We start from the raw sequence: 22,824 nt of genomic DNA, 5'->3' as shown, positions 1-22,824 counted from the left end.
ATGAAGTTCATCCAAAAAAATCTAAGCTTACTAATCATTGCATTCATGGTGCTTGTGCTATGCATTGGTTGTAAAAAAGAATCAGCATTCACCATTAATATCCAAAATACTATCAATTCCCCACAAGTATTGCATGGTATTGATAAGCTGATAGATTTCTCAGAAAAAAATACCATTACCATAGCTAAAAATAAAGATGCGTTAATTATAAAAACGGTCTTAGACTCTTCAGCTTTAAAACCAGAAGCTTTTTCTATAAGAGCGCATGACAATTTGGTCACGGTTACTGGAGGTGATGCTACGGGCATTATGTACGGTTTATTAGATATTAAAGAACAACTAGCAACCGGTAACAGAACCATTAAAAACAAAGAAGAAGTACCAAATTTAGCTTTTAGAGCGCTAAAATTTAATTTGCCTTGGGAAGCCTATCGTAGTAGTAAAACATTACGAGAGCATACCCAAACTTGTAAAGACACACTGTTTTGGAGGGATTTTTTAGATATGATGGCTGAAAATCGTTTTAACAAGTTAACCTTATGGAATTTACATCCATTTAGTAGAATGGTTAAAACCGAAAAATATCCTGAAGCCTGTAGTCTTTCAGACGAAGAGATGAAGACATGGGAAACTTTATGGCATACACTTTTTAGAATGGCTAAAGACCGTGGTATTGAAACTTATATGGTCAACTGGAATATTTTCGTTTCTAAAGAATTTGCTGAGCATCACAAGGTGTCTCAAATTTCTATCAAGAAAGAAACCCATGTAGGTGTTGGTGATACCTCCGAAATAGTAAAAGATTACATGCGTGAATGCGTCAGAGCAACCATTGATAAATATCCAGACCTTACCGGTTTGGGAATTACCCTAGGTGAAGGCATGGGTGGGATGACAGCAGAGAAAAGAGAAAAGTGGGTTTTGGAAACGGTGGTTGAAGGTGCAAGGCAAGCTAAGCGTAAAATAAAATTTATACATCGAGTACCACTTTCGGCAGGCATGGGTAGTGGTGGTTCTACAGATGTATCGGTTGAAAGGTTAACTCGCCGAACTTTAGATACCTTAACCTGTTTTGATGGTCCCATAAATATAGAACTGAAATTTAATTGGTCTCACGGACATTCAACACCTAAATTAGTGAAAGTACATGGTGGTGAGCTTAAAGATACTTACTGGAACCCAATGCCTAAAAATTATTATTTGGCGTGGATGATTCGCAATGAAGATTTTTTTATTCTTCGCTGGGGGCAACCTGATTTTATAAGACAACATATTGCTGAGAATGTGCACCCTTATGTTAATGGTTATTACGTGGGTTCAGAAACATACATTCCTGCCAAAGATTTTATAACCTCACTAGACGGCGCTTCTGCTAAGTATGCCTTCGAAAGACAATGGATGTTTTATAAAGTATGGGGGCATTTACTTTATAATCCTAGCACACCAGATACTTATTTTATTAAAGCTTTTGAAAATCGTTTTCCTAACTACGGAAAAGATTTATTTGAAGGACAGTCTAAAGCTAGCAAAGTACCGCTAATTATAGCCTCATACTGGAATGCCAAATGGGATTTCACCCTATATTCAGAAGGTATGTTAGGTTTTAATGATGGCCCTCCTGCTGTAAAATTGTTATCATTGAAAACTTTGGCCAATAGAACGCCTATGGACCCGCGTTATGTTGGTGTCAAAGAATTTATCGAATCTGGAAAGAATGTGGCTCCTGGAAAAATCACACCCATCCAATTGGCTGATTCTTTAAATGTATTCTGTAATGAAGCTTTAAAAATAGTAGAACCAATATATCCTGAGACTGATATAGATCTGCTTTATGAAAAATCAGATATTCAAGCATGGGCTTATTTAGGACTTTATTTTTCCGATAAATTAAAATCTGCTGTGGCATATCAGCAATATGTAAATACAAAAAACAAAGTGTTTCATCAAGAGGCTATCTTGTGGTTAGAAAAGGCCACAAAAAATTGGTCAAAATTAGTTGATGTTACTAAACCTGTTTATCAACCTGTTACCATAGAGCATAAGGGATATCGAGTAGATAGTAATGTATTCCATTGGTCTATTGTTCAGGAAGAAGTGGAAGCGGAATTACATTGGTTAAAGGCATTAGACATTAAATCAATTAAAGAATTAAACTAATATATGATGGTTGACAGATTTATTATTTATAGTCTTTTAATAGTTGTGTTGTGCTCTTGTAAGGATAACAACCAAGAAAAAGATGGAAACAAAGAAGATATCAATACCAATCCTGAAATATCGTCGTCCGTAACAGAAATAGACCAAAATTCGAACAAAAATAGATTCATTTTAATGTCTGATATAGGTCACGATCCAGACGATGAACAACAACTTGTACATCTGTTAATGTACTCAAATAAGTTTGATTTAGAAGGCTTAATAGCCGTAACTGGTCGCTATTTTAGACCAAACCCCAAAGATACCGTAAAAGTATTAATGCCCGAGTTGTTTCATTATTATATTGATGGTTATAAAAAGGTATACTCGAATCTTCAATTACACGAAAAAGGATGGAAAACGCCAGAGTATCTGCATAGTATTGTAGCTTCGGGTCAAGAAGGCAATGGAATGAAAGATGTAGGAGCGGGAAAAACAAGTGAAGGGGCTAAATTAATAGTAGAGGCTGTTTTAAAAGATGATGATAGACCTATTTTTGTGCTTTCAAATGGCGGTATGAATACGCTGGCGCAAGCTTTATTCGACCTAAGAAATAATCATCAAAAAGAAAAATTAAAAACACTTGTTTCTAAATTAAGGGTTTACGATAATTCCGGACAAGATGAAAGTGGTGCTTGGATTTGCCATGAATTTCCGGACTTATTTTATATTCGGGCTACCCATCAGAATAAAAGTTTTGGAGGGCCATCCAATGCTAATTTGGGACCTCACATTTGGCATCCTTATGAATACACACCTTTTGGGCAACACCAGTGGTTTAAAGAAAATTTGCAAACCAATCATGGTAAATTGGGCGCGTTATATCCAGATAGAAAAGTAGATGATACCTTTCATTTTATTGGGGGTGGCGGCACCATACCTTGGCTGGTACTTGTTAATCCAGCATTATCTGATATTTCAGAACCTTCATGGGGAGGTTGGGGAGGTCGCTACTCTGCTAATAAATTACCAAATCCACCTTCAGGGTTTTCAATTGTTGAAGCTGATGAACAGCCCTACTTGCCTTATAAAGCCTATAGTGATGGAAACACAATTATTGATACTTGGACAAACCCCGATGATGGAAAAATATATGCTGATGAATATACTGCTGGTTGGCGTTGGCGAAAGGCTATTTGGAGCGATTTTAAGGCAAGAATAGATTGGTGCGTTCATCCTTTTAGTAAAGCGAATCATCGTCCTGTTGCTGTATTGAATGGAGATACTTCCAATCAAATTGTAAAGGCAAAATATAATTACAATGAAGAGGTGATATTAGATGCTACGGGTTCTACAGATCCAGATGGAGATAATTTGAGCTACAAATGGTGGATATACCCCGAAGCTGGAAAAAAACCATATAATAAACCCTTAAAAATAAAGAATGACACCAATATTAAAACGTCGTTTAAAATTCCTATGGAAGCAGCAACCAAAGAGTTACATGTAATATTAGAGGTATTCGATAATAACAGTATTGTGCCCTTAGTAGATTATAGGCGCTTGGTAATTATTGTTACTAATTATTAAAGACTACAACATGATAGGTTCCTTGCTCTTGAAATGTTTCCAAAATCCATGAAACAATTATTTAAAGTACTAATATTTTGTCTTTAGAAATACCTTTTTTAATGACAGTACAGGATAGTTTTTTTTCAAAAAAGAAGCATCTTGCTTTGCTGTTTTATCAACTTTATAGAATTCAGTTTTAACTCAGTTTTTAATAAATTAACTTCAGTTTCATGACAAAATCTAAACTCCCTTTTTTAATATTTTTATGTGTGGCTTTTGCTTTTTTTTTCTTGTCGTGTAATAACGAAGTAAATCAAGCACCAGAATTACTAACAATTTCAGAGGGGTTTAAAAACCCCATTGGATTTTACGATGCTAATCCAACTTTTTCATGGCAACTTCCTGTTTCTGAAGATATAAAATCTCAGAAAGCGTATCAAATTGTTGTAGCATCTTCTGAGAATTTATTACCTAATAATCCTGATTTATGGGATTCTAAAATACAAGAAAGTTCAAACTCTACTTTTGTAAAATATGCGGGAACTGAGTTACAGTCGCGTCAAAACGTATACTGGCAGGTGCGTTATTGGAATCAAGACGGCAATGTTTCAGAATGGAGTGAGATTAACACTTTTGAACTAGGATTGTTAAATAATTCAGATTGGAAAGCAAAATGGATAGGTTTAGATACGGCTAAAGACAGCATTAAGGGAGTTCGTAAATTTTTAATGCATAGGCCACAATATTTAAGAAAGGGGTTTGAAATTTCTTCTGAAGTAACATCAGCTAGATTATATATCACAGCAAAAGGTGTTTTTGATGTGCACTTAAACGGAAAGGACGTGAGTAATGATGTCATGCCTCCTGGTTGGACACCCTACAACCACCGCATAGAAACATTAACTTATGATGTGTCTGATGTTTTGGTTTCAGGAAAAAATGCTCTGGCTGTAGAATTGGCATCAGGTTGGCATTCAGGGCGAATTAGTAGAGGTACCGCTCTTTACGAAAATTTTGCTTCACCAAAAATTTTATGTCAGTTAGAAATTACCTTAAAAGATGGTTCCAAACAAACCATTATTTCTGATGAAACTTGGAAAGGCACTACAGATGGTCCTATACGATTAGCAAGTATTTATGATGGAGAAATGTATAATGCGAACTTTGAAATGCCAAATTGGACAACAACCAATTTCGATGACTTAACATGGATTCAAACGGAAACAGAGGCAATTGTAGATTCTGTAAAGTTACAACCCAAAAGGCACAACACAGTTAAAACTAAGACTACAATTGATAATGTAAAATTGGTCTCTGCAAAAAATAATACGGCTATTTTTAACTTACAGCAAAATATAGTTGGAGTTCCTAAAGTGAAAGTTCCCATGAAAAAAGGAGATACTTTAACAATCCGTTTTTCTGAAATGTTGCTCAAAGATGGCACATTTTATACAACTAATTATCGTTCAGCAAAATCAACCGATTTTTATATAGCTTCAAAAGATGGCGTTATTGACTATACTCCTAAGTTTACATTTCATGGTTTTCAATTTTTAGAGTTAAGTGGTTTTGATGATAAACAAAAACCAGATGCCAGTTGGGTGCAAGGTTTAGCGCAACATTCTGATTTTGATAAAAACGGAACGTTTACTTCCTCACATGATAAGCTAAATCAACTACAAAGCAATATTACTTGGGGATTAAGAGATAATTTCTTTGATATTCCAACTGATTGTCCGCAACGAGACGAACGTTTAGGTTGGACGGGAGATGCTCAAGTAATTGCACCAACGTCATTGTTCAATTATAATGTGCATTCTTTTTGGACTGCTTGGTTACAAAGTTTAAGAGAAACACAAACGGAGCATGATGATGGCTTAGTGCCTTTTGTAGTGCCTGATGTATTGCAACGAGATAATGCTAGTTCAGGTTGGGGAGATGCCAGTGTTATCATTCCTTGGGATATTTATAACATAACTGGTGATAAGACCGTACTTGAAGAAAGCTATAAATCTGCAAAAAAATGGGTGGGTTACTATCAAACTAAAGTGAAAGATAAACCCTATATACCCAATATGCATTCTTTTGCTGACTGGTTACAGCCTTACCCAACTAAAGAAGGGAAAATAGGGAACAGAGGAGATACGCCCAAAGAGTTTATTAATACTGCTTTTTTTGCACATTCAGCACATTTAGTATCTAAAATAGCTGGTGTATTAGGAAATAAAGAAGATGAAAAAAAATACAAAGCTTTATATGGTTCTGTTGCTTCTGCTTTTGAAACTAAGTTTTTTGACAATAATGGTAAATATAAAGGTGAAAAACAAACACAAACCAGTTACTTGCTTGCCATATATTTTGATTTGTTAAAACCAGAATCTAAAGTAAAAGCGCAACAACATTTATTAGCAGAAATTAAAAAAGCAGACAATCATTTAGGAACTGGTTTTTTAGGAACTCCCATTTTGCCTAAGGTCTTAGATGATATAGGAGAAATTGATTTGATGTACGACATTCTGTTTAAGGAAACCTATCCATCTTGGTTTTATTCCATCAATCAAGGGGCAACAACCATGTGGGAACGTTGGAATAGCTATAGCATAGAAGAAGGATATAACAAGCAACCCATGAACAGCCTGAACCATTACGCCTATGGTGCTATTGGGCAATGGATGTACGAGCGTATTGCAGGACTTTCATCTTTGGAACCAGGCTATAAAAAAATAAAGATTGCACCTGTGCCAAATGTAGATTTCTTAACATCGGCATCAGCTAGTTTAAATACGCCTTATGGAAAAGCATCATCTTCTTGGGTGGTAGAAGGTAATATATTTAATCTAGACGTAGTTATACCTCCTAATACAACTGCAGAAATTCATTTACCAAATTCATTAAAAAATGACACAGACAATGTAAAAATTGTTGGTGCGGGCACTCATACATTTCAAACGAAGCTAAATTAATACCTAATGAATACTAAATCAAAACAAAAAACAATTTTATTAACGCTCTTATCTGTTGTCTTTTTTAGTTTTATTTCTTGCAAAGAAAAGACTACCCTAGAAAAACCAAAGGATTTAACTATTTCGGAAGGTTTTAAAAATCCGTTAGGATTTTATGATGCAACTCCAACATTTTCTTGGAAATTACCAGCTACAGAGGGTGTTAAACATCAGTCAGCATACCAAATTGTAGTAGCATCTAGTAAAGATTTATTACCCAACAATGCTGATTTATGGGATTCTGAGAAACAAAACACAGACCAGTCCGTTTGGGTAAAATACGAGGGTAAGCCTCTGGAATCGCGCCAAAAAGTATATTGGCAAGTGAAGTATTGGAATCAAGATGAAGCTCCTTCAGAATGGAGTGCTATAAATCATTTTGAATTAGGGTTATTATCCAATGATGATTGGAAAGCACAATGGATAGGTTTAGATACGAAGGCTGAGGGTATTCTGGGAAGTCAGGACAACATTATCCACAGACCACAATATTTAAGAAAAGGTTTTGAGTTATCTAACGATGTGGAATCTGCAAGATTGTATATTACAGCAAAAGGGGTTTTTGATGTAGCCATTAATGGCGAAGATGTAAGTGATGATGTGATGCCTCCCGGTTATACACCTTACAAAGAGCGTATAGAAACCATTACTTACAATGTTACCAGTGTTATAGAATCTGGTCAAAACACCATAGGTGTGGAACTGGCTTCTGGGTGGCATTCCAGTAGATTAGGGTGGAAAAAAGCATTGTGGGTTGATACAGAAACGCCTAAAGTCTTATGTCAGTTAGAATTAACTATGAAAGATGGCACTAAAGAAATAATTGTTTCAGATAACAGTTGGAAGGGGACTACCAATGGCCCCATTCGTCTTTCAGAAATTTATGATGGTGAAACTTATGATGCCAATTTAGAAATGGAAGGATGGACAACCAATAATTTTAGCGATAAAGATTGGAGTTCAGTCAACAGCTTTCCTATTACAAACAATATTCGTTTAGAGCCTAAGCGCCACACTAAAGTTAAGTCTAAAATTGAATTAGCAACACAAGAGATTATTCAAAAAGATGGCACTATAATTTTTGATTTAAAACAGAACATGGTAGGTGTTCCGCTTTTGAAAGTTCCTATGAAAAAAGGGGAAACCTTAAAAGTGCGTTTTGCAGAAATGCTATCTCCAGATGGTGCGTTTTATACCAAAAATTACCGAAGTGCGCTATCGACAAATTACTACACAGCATCACAAGATGGTGTGATTGAGTGGATGCCTAAATTCACATTTCATGGCTTTAGATATGTAGAGTTGAGTGGGTTTGATACAACTGTAGAACCAACAAATGACTGGGTTACAGGTATAGTGCAATATTCAGATTTTGATGAAAATGGCACCTTTACCTCGTCTCACGAAAAATTAAATCAATTACAAAGCAATATTGTTTGGGGTATGAGAGGCAACTTTTTTGATATCCCCACCGATTGTCCGCAACGCGATGAGCGTATGGGTTGGACAGGAGATGCACAGGTGTTTGGACCAACATCCATGTTTAATGCAGATGTTTATAAATTCTGGGCCAGCTGGTTACAAAGTGTGCGTGAATCTCAGTTTGAAAATGGAGCTATTCCTTGGGTAGTGCCCGATGTTTTGTTTGATGGTAAAGTAAGTGCAGGTTGGGGCGATGTCTGCACCATTATACCTTATAAAATTTACCAAAGGACTGGAGATGTAAAAATTTTAGAAGATAATTTTGAAATGATGAAAGCTTGGGTGGCTTACCATCAAGAAAGTTCTGAGAATTTAATTTCTAAAATGGGCTTTTTTGCAGATTGGCTACAGCCTTATCCAGAAAATGGTGATAATAAAGGCGATACTAAATTAAATGTAATAGGTACCGCATTTTTTGCGCAATCGGCTCATATAACCGCCAAAACCGCAAAAATTTTAGGGAATAATGACGATTATAATACATACTATAAGCTGTATAAAAGTGTTTCGGAGCAGTTTAGTAATCAGTTTTTTAATACCGATGGTACTATAAAAAATGCTACAGAAACGCAAACCTCCTATTTGTTGGCTTTAGCATTCAAATTATTACCAGAGGAAAAACATGAAGGTGCAAAACAAAATTTACTAAAAAAGATTGCAGAAGCCGACAATCATTTAAGAACAGGTTTTTTGGGAACGCCATTATTGTCCCAAGTTTTAGATGAAACCGGTGAAATAGATTTAATGTACAAATTACTGTTTAATGAAACGTATCCATCATGGTTTTACTCTATTAATCAAGGTGCAAGCACCATTTGGGAACGTTGGAACAGTTACAGTAAAGTCGAGGGTTTCAACCCTCAAAACATGAATAGTTTAAATCATTATGCGTATGGTGCCATAGGTGAGTGGATGTATGAAAGAATTGGAGCCATTGCACCTTTAGAAGCAGGTTATAAAGTTATTCGTATAGCTCCAGAACCAAGGCAACCCCTTAGTTCGGCGTCAGCATCATTAAACACGCCTTATGGTGAAGCATCGTCTTCTTGGGAAATCAATGGAGACGAATTTCAGTTGGAAATTATGATCCCTCCAAATACAACAGCTCAAGTGATTCTACCTGGAACTACCGGCTCTTTTGATGGAACTGATGGCATTGAAACGATTTCAAACCAAGGTAATAAAAATGAATTCTTAGTACAACCAGGGCACTATAAGTTCGTATCCAAACTATAATCTTATGAAATTAAAATTTTTATTGTTCTGCCTCATTGCCACTTTTATGGGCTGTAAAAACAGTAAAGACCAATCAAAAAAAGAGGAGGAAACAAAAGAAGACGTTGTCGAGGTTAGTAAAAATAATCCAGTAATTCGCCATATACGAACGGCAGACCCTTCTGCTCACATTTGGAACGATGGTAAAGTTTGGATGTACACCTCTCGTGATATGGAGTATGCAACATTCTATGATTCTATGGATGGTTATCGTGCGTTTTCTTCAATTGATATGGTAAATTGGACGGACCACGGTGAAGTATTACATTCTAAAGATATTCCTTGGGGTGCGAGCGGATGGATGTGGGCGCCAACGGCTATCTACAAGAATAATAAGTATTATTTACTCTATCCGCATTCAGTAAAAGGTTCAAAAGACGATATGAGATGTGGCGTTGCCGTTAGTGATGTTCCAGAAGGGCCTTTTAAAGATTTAGGTTGGATTGAAGGTGTGGAAGGGCAATGGTTAGACCCTTGTGTGTTTGAGGATGACGATGGGAAAGTGTATTTGTATTGGGGTGTAAGAGAACCTAAAGTAGCACGTTTAAAAGACAATCTTTTAGAGTTGGCCGAAGCACCAAGAACCATTGAATACGGAAGCGATAACTTTTTTGAAGCCAGTTATATGCACAAACGTAATGGTGTCTATTATTTTTCTTACAATGCAGGTTTAGGTGGTTTTTACGGAATGGCAGATAGTCCTTATGGACCATTTGAATACAAAGGAGGAATTAACCCAAAACAAAGACAAGATCATCACTCTATTATCAATTATAAAGGGCAAGATTATTTCTTTTACCATTGGCAAAATTGGAAAGGCGGTTCTAAATTTAGTAGAAATACCGCTATTGAGTATTTGTATTATAATGAAGATGGTACCATTCAAGAGATAAATGCCACTCAAGAAGGTGTTAAAAATGTTCAATTATAAACTATAAAAATAAACCATGACAATTAAACGAGTACTAGGTTATTTATTTCTGACATCAATTTATTTAGTGAGTTGTAAATCTGAAAAGAAACAGGTAGAAAATAATAATCCTCTAGAAACCAAAAAACCCAATATTGTTTATATCCTAACAGACCAATGGCGTGGTTCGGCTTTAGGCTATGCTGGGAACCCCGATGTTAAAACTCCCAATTTGGATACTTTTGCCAAAGAAGCCATAAATTTTACAAATGCGGTTTCGGTACTACCTGTTTGTACGCCCCACAGAGCATCCTTATTAACAGGCAAGTTTCCAACAACAACAGGGATGTTTTTAAACGATTTGTATTTGCCAAGTGAAGAATTATGTATGGCAGAAATTTATAAGGAAGCAGGTTATAATACAGCGTATTGGGGAAAATGGCATTTAGATGGTCATGGTAGGTCTAGTTTTATTCCAAAGGAAAGACGTCAAGGTTTTGACTACTGGAAGGCATTAGAGTGCTCTCATAATTATACCAAAATGCCTTATTACGATAACGAAGATACAGAAATGAAAATTTGGGAAGAGTATTCGCCATTTGCCATTGTAAAAGATGCCAATGCTTATATAGCAAAACACGCCAACGATGAGCAACCATTTTTGGCATTCCTATCAATAGCAACGCCACATTATCCGCATAATAGTGCTCCCAAGAAATATAAGGCCATGTACAAGCCAGAGTCTTTAACATTGGGTCCAAATATTCCTAAGGAATTTGAAGACCGCTGTCGAGAAGAGTTACAAGGGTATTACGCACATGCCACAGCCACCGATGAGGCTATTGGGCTAGTGCTCAATAAACTAAAAGAACTTAATTTGATGGATAGCACCATTGTTGTATTCTCAGCAGACCACGGCGAAATGATGGGCGCTCATGGTGTTAAACCTTTTGTAAAACAATTGGCATGGGATGAATCTATTAGAGTACCTTTTCTAATTAGTTATCCTAATATTGATGTAAACAAAGGGGCTACAGTTAATGCGCCAATAACTACTCCAGATATACTACCTTCACTATTAGGGCTTTCAGATATAAAAATTCCAGAAGGGATTGAAGGTGACAACTTAAAGGGCTTAATCAAAAATCCAGATTCAAACGTTGACAGAGCAGCTTTGGTTATGAATCCTGCACCATTTGGTGCTAACTTCAAAGATGAACCTTACAGAGCTATTAAAACCAAACAATATACCTATGCAAGAACGCCTAATGGGCCTAGTATGTTTTATGATAATATTGCAGATCCTTTTCAACAAAATAATTTATTGGGAAATCCTGAATTAAGTGATTTGCAAAAAGATTTGGATGAAAAACTGAACATGGCTTTAGCTGAAATTAATGATGAGTTTGGAACACGCGATTTTTATTTAAAGAAGTATAACTACATTTTGGACGAAAAGAAAAAGGCCATACCACATTGGGGTTTCAATGAAGGCGATGGAAAACTTAAGAATGTCGGGGATATTAGAACAGTACAGTCGCCTAAGCCTATTATAGAATAAAATATATGTGATATTTAATAATATTTATGAGACTTATAACTCTAATACTATTGATGCTAAGTTTTGGTTTTTGTGCTAGTTCTCAAAACCTTTTAATCTTGACAAAAACAGGGCATTACAGACACGCATCACTACCTGATGCCATTAAGGCTTTTGTGGAAATGAGTGAAGAAAATGGTTGGAAATCTACTTTTACCGAAGATTCATCCTTTTTTACTAAGGAGATTTTAGCAAAGTATGATGTAGTGGTATTTTTGTTAACAAATAAAAATATCTTATCAGATGAGCAAAAGAAAGCGTTTAAGAACTTTATTCAATCGGGAGGTGGATTTGTAGGAGTTCATTCAGCCACTGTAACCGAAATGGAATGGTTTTGGTACGGTCAATTAATAGGCGCTCGGTTTATTGGTCATTCAGGGGTTCAAAAAGGTAGAATTGTAATAGAAAATAAAGAACACGCTTCAACCCAACACATAGAAGCTAATACGCTTATTTGGGAAGACGAATGGTATTCTTTAGATCATAGTCCTCGTGAGGACGTTAATGTGCTTATCTCTTTAGATGAAACATCAATAGAAACTAAAGAATTTCAAAATAAAAGTATGGCAATGGGAGATCACCCTATAGCATGGTATCATCACTTTGATGGCGGACGTATTTTTCAAACGCAATTAGGACATCGTTCAGAACTTTATCAAGACCCGATTTTTAGAAAACATTTAATTGGTGGCATTCATTGGGCAAGTGGTCTTAGTAATTAATAATAAAAATATTTTTATTAAAATGAGAAGTATTACAATTTTATTGTTGTTAGTATTAACTTTTTTAAGTAGTCAGGCTCAAACCAATCAACCTAATATATTAGTATTTTACATTGATGATTTAAGGGCCGAATTAGGGTGTTATGGCAGTGAAACCGCAATTACGCCTAATATTGATAAACTCGCTTCTGAGGGTGTAATGTTCAACAAGGCTTACACGCAACAGGCTATTTGTGCACCTTCTAGAATGAGCACCTTAACTGGTTTACGACCTGAAACTTTAGGTATCTATAGTATTTTCACGCCTCTACGAAAGATTCATAAAGAGGTGGTTACCCTCCCTCAACTGTTTAAGCAAAATGGGTATAAAACCATAAGCACAGGTAAAGTATATCATCATTTTGTAGATGATAAAGATAGTTGGACAGAATTGGTAAAAAGACCTTCTAATATATACCTAAAACCAGAGAGTCTTGCAGTTCTGAGTAACAAAGGAGCCAAAGGTCCTGCTTATGAAGATGCCGATGTAGCCGATGACGGATACAAAGATGGCATTGTTGCAAACGATGCTATTAGAATGTTACATCAATATAAAGATGACAAATTTTTAATGTTTGTTGGTTTTATGAAGCCGCATTTACCGTTTAACGCACCAAAAACATATTGGGATATGCATGACAAAAGCAAGTTTGAAATCCCATCAAAGAAGAAGCCTAAAGATATGTACAACTTGGCACTAAGCAAATGGGGCGAATTAAAAGGTTATCATGGCATACCTGATGAAGACCCTTTAAATAACGAATTAACCAGAACTTTAATTCATGGGTATCATGCTTGTGTAAGCTATATGGATGCCCAAGTGGGTAAAGTCATGCAAACACTTGAAGAATTAGATTTACGTAAAAATACTATGATTGTTTTTATGAGTGACCATGGTTATAAAATTGGCGAATATGGCGCATGGTGTAAACACTCTAATGTAGAAATTGATGTTAGAGTACCTTTAATTATAAGTCGTGAAACCAATGATAAAAATCGTGTATCGGGAGAAGTATCAAATGCATTGGTAGAAAATGTAGATATCTTTTCTACATTAACAGAAATTTGTGGATTAGAGAGTCCAAAATCTGATGGCAAAAGTTTAGTTCCTGTTTTACATAATCCAGATATAAAATGGGATGAGGTGGCAACAAGTGTATATGCTAGAGGTAAAAACATCATGGGATGTACAGCCACAGATGGTAATTGGCGTTATACAGAATGGCGAGATTCTAATACCCATGAAATTTTAGGAACAGAATTATATGAACATAAAAACAGTTTGTTGTCTTTTGAAAACCTCTCTGGTAAGGAAGGTTATAAAGACGTTGAGGAAAGAATGAAAACAGTTTTGGAATCACAATTTCCAAGAGATGCTAAACCATTTCCACAAAACGATATGCCCAGAAATTAATAATTAATTGTATTAATTTTCAAAAACATAACTTAAAGGTAGTTTTGCCTTAAGCTATGTTAAAAAACTTTTGGTTACCATAATTTAGATTTTTAGTTCAACTGGCTTTCATAATTTTGAAATGACTAAAACTATTTAAGCCATGTTAGACCTTATAAAACTAGACACAAACTCTATAGTGCCCAAATACTTGCAGATTATTAACTCTGTAATTAATAATGTTTCCAAAGGCAATGCTAAGTTTGGAGACCAAGTACCTTCAATAAATAGTCTAAGTAAAGAATTTTATTTATCAAGAGATACAGTTGAAAGAGCTTACAGGGTTTTAAAGAAGCGTAAAGTTATAGTTTCAGTTCCTGGAAAAGGAACCTACATTGCCAAAACTCAGTTAATATCAAAATTGAATATTTTGTTTTTTGTTAATAAACTGAGTCCTTATAAAACACAGGTTTACAATTCTTTTTTAAAAGAAATGGGCGATAACTGTCATGTAGATCTTCAAAGTTATCATTCCGATGAAACACTTTTTTTAGAATTAATGACAAAGTATAAATCGGTGTATGATTATTTTGTAATCATGCCCCATTTTAGGACAGAAAACTTATCTCATAGAAGTTTTACAAAGAAGGTAGAAGCAGTAATAAATGAATTGCCTAAGGAAAATTTAATTCTATTAGATAGTAAAAGCTCGCAAATAGAAGGTGAATTTATAGAAGTCTATCAGGATTATGAAAATGATATTTTTTCAGCTTTAGAAAGTGGTAAAGAGAAAATAGCCAATAAGTATAATAAGTTAACACTTGTTTATCCAAAAACCACATTTTACCCATATCCTTCAGAAATAGTAGATGGTTTTAGGGCGTTTTGTTCCAAATTTTGTTTTGATTTCGAAATTGTAGAGGAGATTTCTAATGAATTTCAATTAGAAAATAAAAGTTTATATATTACTATAGAGGAAGATGATTTAGTGGCAGTAATGAATCTAGTGAGGAAAAGTGACTATAAATTAGGTGTTAATGTTGGAGTTATATCTTATAATGATACACCCTTAAAACAAGTTTTAGGCATCACAGTGATTTCATGTGATTTTGAGGCTATGGGAGTACAGGCTGCAAAAATGATAACAGAAAATGTTAAGGATAAGGTTAAAGCACCTTTCTTTTATATTGATAGAGAATCAGCATAGAATTTAGTTATTTTATTACCAAAGGGAAGCTCTTGGGCTTCCCTTTCTTATTTAAACTTTTTTTGCTTTTAAGTTTTATAGAAAATAAAATATTAACCATAATAGTGAAATGATATTGAGGTAGCATTTTTAGAATTATGACACTTCGCCTATTCATTTTGAGAATATATTATCGATAACTCTAAAACATTTTTTAACTTGTGCTATAGGTTATAAGAGCTACAAATGAGGCATAGGATATTTTATTTTTTCTTATTATTTCAGATTGGTTTAGTACAATCTCAGATTGGTGATTTTAATTTCAAAAATTTCAATCTATCTGATGGTTTATCTAGTAGTACCGTAAATTATATAAAGCAAGATAAACTTGGGCAAATATGGTTAGCTACAAATAATGGGTTGAATAAATTTAATGGAGAAGAAGTTGTTGTTTATAGAAGTTTACCTGAAGATAAATCAACAATAAGTAGTAATAATGTGCATAACATCCTAGAAGATAAAGATGGGAATTTATGGATAGGAACTTTCAACGGGTTAAACAAATACGAACCTCAAAAAGATCAATTTAAAAGATATTTCAAAACTTCCGATGAAAATTCCTTAAGTGGTAATAGAATTTTTTCCAGTTTTGAAATGAAAAATGGAAATATATGGTTTGGAACAGAAGATGGTATTTCCATTTATACAAAGAAACATGACAGTTTTATAAGATTTCTAAAAAACAGTAAAAAACCTACACTGATATTAGATATACATGTTGACAAGAAAAAAACCGTTTGGTTGGCTACTTTTAATGGAATTATACAAGTAAGCAGGAGTAAGGAAGGAAAATTTAAACATCAAACATACCGCCCAAGGAATTTGAATAAGCGGTTTTTTATTTACAAAATATTAGAAGTAGAACCAGATATCATTGCTCTAGCTACAAAGTATCACGGATTTTTACTATTCAATAAAAAAACAAAACAATTTAGTTCTCCTGAGGAATTTGATTTTTTTAAAAATATAGAGATTAAAGATTTGTATAAAGATGAAAGTGAAAACCTTTGGTTAGCAACAACAACAGGGCTTTTCATCGTAACACCTTCAAAAGAAATAACCACTGTTAATAGTAGTATTTACGAAGATATTGGAAGTGTAAAAAATCATTTTAAAAAAATATATAAAGATAAAAATGGTTCCATTTGGTTAGCTACTCAAGATGTTGGAGTGATGACATGGCACAAAGCCAATCAGAATTTTAGGAGATTTAAAAATTCTGGAACCTATAATAATATTGCCAATTGTATAGCCTCTGATGACGAAAAAAATATTTACTATGGTACAGAGGGTGGAGATTTAAATAAAATAGATAGTAGTGGTATAGTTACAAAACTTTTTGATGTTCAAAACAAAACAAAAACAACAGTTTATCCTATCAAGACTTTATATAGGGATGGAAATTTACTCTGGATTGGTGCCATGAAAAATGGTATCAAGATTTATGATTTACAATCACAAAAAGAGTACGAAAATTATCTTTCTTCTGAGTTGAAAAATTTTTTAAAAGACGTATCTGTATTGGATATTAAAAAGGGTTTTGGTAATACTATTTGGATAGCAACTATAGGTAGAGGTTTAATAAAATACGATACCAAACAAAAAAAAATGAGGGCTTTTAACTCCCGTCAATTAAAAAGCAGTTACGTTAAAGTTATTCTGAAAGACAAAAGGAATTTAATTGTTGTTGGTTCAGACCATTTGAGCTTTTTAGAAGCAGAAAAGAAAGGAAATTTTAAGATATCAAATTACCCAACTATTGTAGATTCTAGCAGATTAGATATAGTTTCGGTGCATAAAGATTCACGAGGAGTGATTTGGGTAGGTTCAAGAACTAGAGGGCTTTATAAATTCACAGAAGATAAGAGATTTGAAACTGTTATTGTTTCTGCAAAGAATAGAATTTTTACGGTCAATGCAATTTTAGAAAGCAGCAAAGGCTTACTTTGGTTAAGTACAGATCAAGGAATTGTAGAGTATGATCCTATAAAGCAAGAAAGTATAATTTACAACCAACAAACACTAGCTCAGGATAACGATTTTAGAGTAAATGCTGCTCTTAAAGAAAATGATAAATTCTATTTTGGAGGAAAGCAAGGGGTTATAACTTTCCAAGCAGATAATATTGTGAAATTGACCAACGTCCCAAGGGTAATTTTATCGTATCTTAAAATTAAGAATAATAAAATTGACACTTTAAATAAAAATGAAACCGTATTTAAAAATATAAGTTATTCAAAGGAAATTGTTCTACCTCATAATAATGCTAGTTTTTCTATAAATTATGCGTTTCCTAATTATATCAATTCCAATACCAATCAATATGCGTATAGACTTAAAGGGTTAGATAATAACTGGTTATATACTAAACAAAACGAAGCATTTTATACCCTGCAAAATGCAGGTACTTATACGTTTCAAGTCAAAGCTGTGGGTTATGATGGTGTTTGGAATAATGAAATAACTGAGCTTGATATAACAATACAACCTGCACCTTGGTTTACATGGTGGGCTTATGCTATTTATTTTGTATTAGCATTCGGATTGTTTTTTAGTATTTCTTGGATGCTTCAATCTAAATCAAGATTAAAACAAAAACTGGAGTTTGAATTTGCCGAGAAGAAAAGAACTGAAGAGTTAAATAAAGCTAAACTGCAATTCTTTACGAACATTTCACATGAATTTAGAACACCTCTAACACTCATTTTAGGACCACTTCAAAATATTTTAGAGAATTATAATGGGCCTAATCTCATCTATAAGAAACTAAAAATAATAGAGGGTAGTGCTAATCAATTATTAAGACTTATTAATAGATTGATGGATTTTAGAAAACTTGAAAGTAATCAATTAAAACTGGAAGTAGCAGAAGGAAATATAGTAAAGTTTTTACAAGAAATATTTTTATCGTTTTCAGAGCATGCCAAAAATGGTCATTATAACTATGAGTTTCATGCCTCTGAAGAAGAAATTTTTGTGTATTACGACAGATATAAATTAGAAAGGGTTTTTTATAATTTAATATCGAATGCATTCAAGTTTACCAAAGCAGGAGGTGCTATTAGTATTCATGTTTCTAAAGATGATACTAACCTAATTGTAGAGGTTAAAGACACTGGAATTGGTGTCCCGGAGCAACACCTAGATAAAATTTTTGATCGCTTTTTTGAAGTTTCAAAAAACAACGAAATTGAAGAATACAAGAAAGGTACAGGAATTGGGCTTTCTATTGCCAGCAATATTGTCAAGTTACACCACGGAGAAATATTTGCTAAGAATTTAAGTCCTAAGGGTTCCGTTTTTACTGTCAAGCTTAAATTAGGGAAGAAGCATTTATCAGAAAGTGATATACTGGAAAATTTCAAAATGAGTGATGATGTCTCGCAATATGCTGCCCAGATTAATATTGAGGATATTGAGTTACTTGGTAACCCAGAAGATTTACTATTAGAAAAAACAAAGTATACAATTCTTATCGCAGAAGATAATGTGGTGTTAAGATCCTTTATTAAAGAGATTTTGAAACCAAATTACAATATTATTCAAGCAGAAAACGGAAAAGAAGCATTTGAAAAAACATTAAAGCATTTGCCTGATTTGATTATTAGTGATGTGATTATGCCAAAAATGGTAGGAACAGAACTCTGCTCAAAAATAAAAACAACCTTGGCAACAAGCCATATTCCCGTCATTCTTTTAACATCCAGGTCGTCTTTAGTTTATAAATTTGAAGGTTTAGAAAGTGGTGCAGATGATTACATTAGTAAGCCGTTTAACTTAAAGGAATTCAGTCTTAGAATTCATAATTTATTAGAATCTAAACAGCGATTAAAAAATAAGTTTTCGTCTAATGATGATTTTACCTCTATTGATGTTTCTCTCACATCACTTGATGAACAATTATTAAAAAAGTCTATCAAAATTGTAAAAGATAATATATCTAATCAAGATTTTAATGTAACTCAGTTTTCTGAAGATTTGGGTGTTAGTCGTTCTATGCTTTTTAATAAAATTAAGGCGTGGACTAATTCAACTCCCAATGATTTTATTCAGGAAATAAGGCTAAATCACGCAGCTAAGCTCCTAGAGCTAAATAAACTAAATATTTCAGAGGTTTCATACGAAGTAGGGTTTAAAAGACCTAAATATTTTAGCCAATGTTTTCACAAGAAATATGGGATAACACCATCCGAATATCAAGAAAAAGTTACAGTTAGTAACTAAAGTGTTATCTTATTCAACTATTTTATTTTATTAGTTTTTAGTCTAAAAATAGGTGAGTTTCAATTCATTTAAAAAACGTGATGGTGCAGGACACTACAGGATTATTTTATCTGTTTTTAAGGTTAAGTTTGTAGGTATTACAATCCTATATTTTTTTAACCAAATGAAAACTATTTTTTCTATTCTTTCGCTGGCCTTTTTAATGCTGGTTTCTTGTGCTAATCAAGAAAAAACAACAAGTACAAATTTCAATGATAATTGGCTTTTTATCTTAGATGAAGACCAAGAAGCCTTTTCTCAAGAAGAACTAGACGACAGTTCTTGGACAGCTTTGGATTTACCTCATGATTGGTCCTTCGAAAAAGGGGTTAGAAAAGGAGGTGACCAAGGACAAGGCGGTGGTTATCATGATGGCGGAATCGGTTGGTACCGTAAGTACTTCCATGTTTCAAAAGAAAGTTTGTCTAAAACCACATATATCAATTTTGATGGGGTATATATGAATAGCGAAGTTTGGGTAAATGGGAACCGTCTGGGTAAAAGACCTTACGGTTATATTAGTTTTCGGTATGATATTTCAAAACATTTAAAAGCTGGACAAAACACTATTGCCGTACGTGTAGATAATAGTTTAGAGCCCTCGGCCCGTTGGTATCACCCCTGTGGTATTTATGCAGGTGTCTCTTTAATTGAAAAGAACCCAACACACATTGAGCTTAACAGTATTTTTATCACGACGCCCAGTATTGCCACAGATAAGGCTTCTGTAAATGTAAAGCTTAATGTTGTAAACGCTTCTGACAATTTAGAAAGTAAAATTACAATTCTAGGTTCGGATGGTACTGTTTTAACATCGATAACAAGTGACGTTGAGGCAGCAAAATCAGAAGCAAACTTAGAAGTTGAAACACCTAAGTTATGGAGCCCAGAATCACCAAATTTATATAAAGCAGTAACTCAAATTCTTGATGGTGAAGAAGTATTAGATGAAAAAACAACCGTTTTCGGATTTAAAACCGTGGAGTGGAAAACTGAAACTGGCTTTTGGTTAAACGGTGAAAACGTAAAACTAAAAGGTGTTTGCGAACACTGGGAAGGTGGCCCTGTTGGAGGTGCATGGACGAAACCTATGTTACGATGGAAGTTAGAGTTACTTAAAGGTATGGGTATCAATGCCATTCGTCCGTCTCATAATCCAGCACCACCCATGTTTTATGATATCTGTGATGAAATTGGCCTGTTGGTCATGGATGAAATTTTTGATGGTTGGCATAAAAAGGCACCAGAGGATTACGGAAAACAAGCCTTTGACGAATGGTGGCAAGCTGATGTAAAAGAATGGATTACTAGAGACCGTAATCACCCAAGTATTTTTGTATGGAGTTTAGGGAATGAAACCCATAGCGATGTGGCACCAGAATTAGTGAGCTTTGGAAAAAGTTTAGACCCAACCCGTTTGTTTACCTCAGGAGCAGGGAATCCTGAAGATATGGATATTCAGGGGGTTAATGGCGGTTCTGAAACAAAATCTTTTATAGATAAACAAAACGAAAAAGAATTAGAGAAACCATTCATTTCCACCGAAGCACCTCACACATGGCAGACTAGAGGGTATTATCGTACCCACACTTGGTGGCGCGATAATGAATTACCAGGAACCTACGAATTGCCTAATCTTACAGAAAAGGAAATTTTCTTTTACGAAGGCTTAAATCCTAAAAATTGGAGAAATAGAAAACAACGTTATAACTCATCGTACGATAATGCTACGGTACGAGTTTCAGCAAGAAAATATTGGGAAGTGATGCGCGATACCCCATGGCATAGTGGGCATTTTCGTTGGACAGGTTTCGATTATTACGGAGAAGCAGGTTTGGTTCATGGTGGTTTACCGTTTAACCTATTTATGGGCGGTGCTCTTGATGTGGCTGGTTTTGAAAAGGATTTATACTATTTCTATAAAAGTCAGTGGACCAGAGAACCAATGATACATATGCTACCACATTGGACGCATCCAAGAATGGAAAAAGGTACTAAAATTCCGGTTTGGGTCTATTCTAACACCGATGAGGTAGAGCTATTCTTAAATGGAAAATCTTTAGGTAAAGACAAACCAGGAACGGTTTGGAACGAAATGCAATGTGAGTGGTTAGTGCCTTATGAAGAAGGAACCATAGAAGCAGTGGGGTATATTGATGGAAAGGAAGTAAATAGAACGTCTTTTTCAACGGCAAAACAACCATCTACTTTACAAAACACAGTAACTAAGTTGGAAGCAGAAGGCGATTTTAGAGCGAGCTATATCCTAACTTCAGAAGGGATGGATGCCGACGATAATTTGAATCCCTACGCAGAAAATAGGGTGTATTACAACATCGTTGGTGATGTGGATAAAGTGTCTATGGAAAACGGAAATCCTATAGACCCAACCAGCAGAACAAAAGCCGATTACAGAAGTATGTTTTTCGGGAAAACCAGATTGTTTTTAGAAGAAGGTCAAAATGCAAAAGAGGCCTCTGTAATTGTAGGTTCTATTTTAGGAGATAAAGCCTTATATGTTTCCAATGAAATTACTATTGATGTACAATCTGTATCGTTATTTGGAAATGATGCTTCCAACGATTTTGAAGTACTTTACACGATAGATGGCAAAAACCCAGAAACAGATGGTTTAGCTTACACCCAACCTTTTAAAGTTGAAGATGGTACTACGGTAAAAACTGTCGTGAAACAAAACGACGTTCTTATTTTATCTATGGAAGAAACATTCGGTAAAAACGAAGGTCTTTTCTGGGGAGATGAACACTCTGCAGATATGTGGATTGGTAGAGGTGTTAATATTTCTGCAGAAGATGGCGCCTTAACTGGAACAGCTAAACCAAGTAGAGAGGCGCACCGTTTTAAAGGAAGTGGTTTTGTGGATTTTAAAGGAGGTGAAGGGTCTATTACTTGGTATCAAGAGAATGATGGAGAACCTGGTGATTATAGCATTCGCTTTAGATATATGCATAATAATGAGGGGAAATTACACCCTATGAAACTCTATGTGAATGATGAATATGTTAGAAGTATAGAGTTCAAAGCCACAGGTGGTTGGGAAAAAGAATGGAAGTTTGTACCCACCATTATTGTACTGCAATCTGGAGCTAATAATATCAAATTAGAAACTACAGGAGAGAGCGCACCTTACATTGACGAGTTGTTCATTGATTAAATTTATTTA

11 protein-coding genes are annotated in these 22,824 nt (G+C 34.6%); all 11 read left to right on the top strand.

All coding sequences use genetic code 11. The features are described from left to right. The 11 genes from E1J38_RS01280 to E1J38_RS01230 all read left to right on the top strand — a co-directional run bounded on the left by E1J38_RS01280 (position 1) and on the right by E1J38_RS01230 (position 22,815). Positions 1 to 2,157: a hypothetical protein gene (locus E1J38_RS01280; RefSeq protein ID WP_133354670.1), complete on the top strand. Its 2,157-nt coding sequence runs from the start codon at positions 1 to 3 to the stop codon at positions 2,155 to 2,157. Between the two features lie 3 nt (positions 2,158 to 2,160). Beyond that, positions 2,161 to 3,726 carry a nucleoside hydrolase-like domain-containing protein gene (locus tag E1J38_RS01275; RefSeq protein WP_133354672.1) on the top strand — a complete coding sequence of 522 codons (1,566 nt, stop codon included), beginning with the start codon at positions 2,161 to 2,163 and terminating at the stop codon, positions 3,724 to 3,726. Positions 3,727 to 3,938: 212 nt separating this feature from the next. Next, positions 3,939 to 6,671: a family 78 glycoside hydrolase catalytic domain gene (locus E1J38_RS01270; protein WP_133354674.1), complete on the top strand. Its 2,733-nt coding sequence runs from the start codon at positions 3,939 to 3,941 to the stop codon at positions 6,669 to 6,671. Positions 6,672 to 6,677: 6 nt separating this feature from the next. Continuing rightward, a complete protein-coding gene (locus tag E1J38_RS01265; RefSeq protein WP_133354676.1) occupies positions 6,678 to 9,428 on the top strand; it encodes an alpha-L-rhamnosidase in 2,751 nt (916 codons plus the stop codon). 4 nt (positions 9,429 to 9,432) lie between these two features. Next, positions 9,433 to 10,398, top strand: coding sequence for a family 43 glycosylhydrolase (locus E1J38_RS01260; protein ID WP_133354678.1), 966 nt, complete (start codon positions 9,433 to 9,435; stop codon positions 10,396 to 10,398). A 16-nt stretch (positions 10,399 to 10,414) separates the two neighbouring features. Next, complete coding sequence (locus tag E1J38_RS01255) at positions 10,415 to 11,938, top strand: sulfatase family protein (RefSeq protein ID WP_133354680.1); 1,524 nt, start codon at positions 10,415 to 10,417, stop codon at positions 11,936 to 11,938. 26 nt (positions 11,939 to 11,964) lie between these two features. Continuing rightward, on the top strand, positions 11,965 to 12,699 hold the full coding sequence (locus tag E1J38_RS01250) for a ThuA domain-containing protein (RefSeq protein WP_133354682.1): 735 nt from the start codon (positions 11,965 to 11,967) through the stop codon (positions 12,697 to 12,699). Between the two features lie 22 nt (positions 12,700 to 12,721). Further along, a complete protein-coding gene (locus E1J38_RS01245; protein ID WP_133354684.1) occupies positions 12,722 to 14,152 on the top strand; it encodes a sulfatase in 1,431 nt (476 codons plus the stop codon). 142 nt (positions 14,153 to 14,294) lie between these two features. Next, positions 14,295 to 15,338 carry a GntR family transcriptional regulator gene (locus tag E1J38_RS01240; protein WP_133354686.1) on the top strand — a complete coding sequence of 348 codons (1,044 nt, stop codon included), beginning with the start codon at positions 14,295 to 14,297 and terminating at the stop codon, positions 15,336 to 15,338. Positions 15,339 to 15,563: 225 nt separating this feature from the next. Further along, complete coding sequence (locus E1J38_RS01235) at positions 15,564 to 19,601, top strand: hybrid sensor histidine kinase/response regulator transcription factor (protein WP_133354688.1); 4,038 nt, start codon at positions 15,564 to 15,566, stop codon at positions 19,599 to 19,601. Positions 19,602 to 19,653: 52 nt separating this feature from the next. Beyond that, on the top strand, positions 19,654 to 22,815 hold the full coding sequence (locus E1J38_RS01230; protein WP_255449750.1) for a glycoside hydrolase family 2 TIM barrel-domain containing protein: 3,162 nt from the start codon (positions 19,654 to 19,656) through the stop codon (positions 22,813 to 22,815). The last annotated feature ends 9 nt before the right edge of the window (positions 22,816 to 22,824 follow it).

It is taken from the genome of Seonamhaeicola sediminis, assembly GCF_004358095.2.
Classification (GTDB): domain Bacteria; phylum Bacteroidota; class Bacteroidia; order Flavobacteriales; family Flavobacteriaceae; genus Seonamhaeicola; species Seonamhaeicola sediminis.
This window is presented reverse-complemented; position numbering and strand designations above follow the sequence as displayed.

Coding starts and splice junctions, on each gene's coding strand:
- E1J38_RS01260 (WP_133354678.1), top strand. CDS start 9,433: ATGAAATTAAAATTTTTATTGTTCTGCCTCATTGCCACTTTTATGGGC.
- E1J38_RS01245 (WP_133354684.1), top strand. CDS start 12,722: ATGAGAAGTATTACAATTTTATTGTTGTTAGTATTAACTTTTTTAAGT.
- E1J38_RS01270 (WP_133354674.1), top strand. CDS start 3,939: ATGACAAAATCTAAACTCCCTTTTTTAATATTTTTATGTGTGGCTTTT.
- E1J38_RS01250 (WP_133354682.1), top strand. CDS start 11,965: ATGAGACTTATAACTCTAATACTATTGATGCTAAGTTTTGGTTTTTGT.
- E1J38_RS01240 (WP_133354686.1), top strand. CDS start 14,295: ATGTTAGACCTTATAAAACTAGACACAAACTCTATAGTGCCCAAATAC.
- E1J38_RS01235 (WP_133354688.1), top strand. CDS start 15,564: ATGAGGCATAGGATATTTTATTTTTTCTTATTATTTCAGATTGGTTTA.
- E1J38_RS01255 (WP_133354680.1), top strand. CDS start 10,415: ATGACAATTAAACGAGTACTAGGTTATTTATTTCTGACATCAATTTAT.
- E1J38_RS01275 (WP_133354672.1), top strand. CDS start 2,161: ATGATGGTTGACAGATTTATTATTTATAGTCTTTTAATAGTTGTGTTG.
- E1J38_RS01265 (WP_133354676.1), top strand. CDS start 6,678: ATGAATACTAAATCAAAACAAAAAACAATTTTATTAACGCTCTTATCT.
- E1J38_RS01280 (WP_133354670.1), top strand. CDS start 1: ATGAAGTTCATCCAAAAAAATCTAAGCTTACTAATCATTGCATTCATG.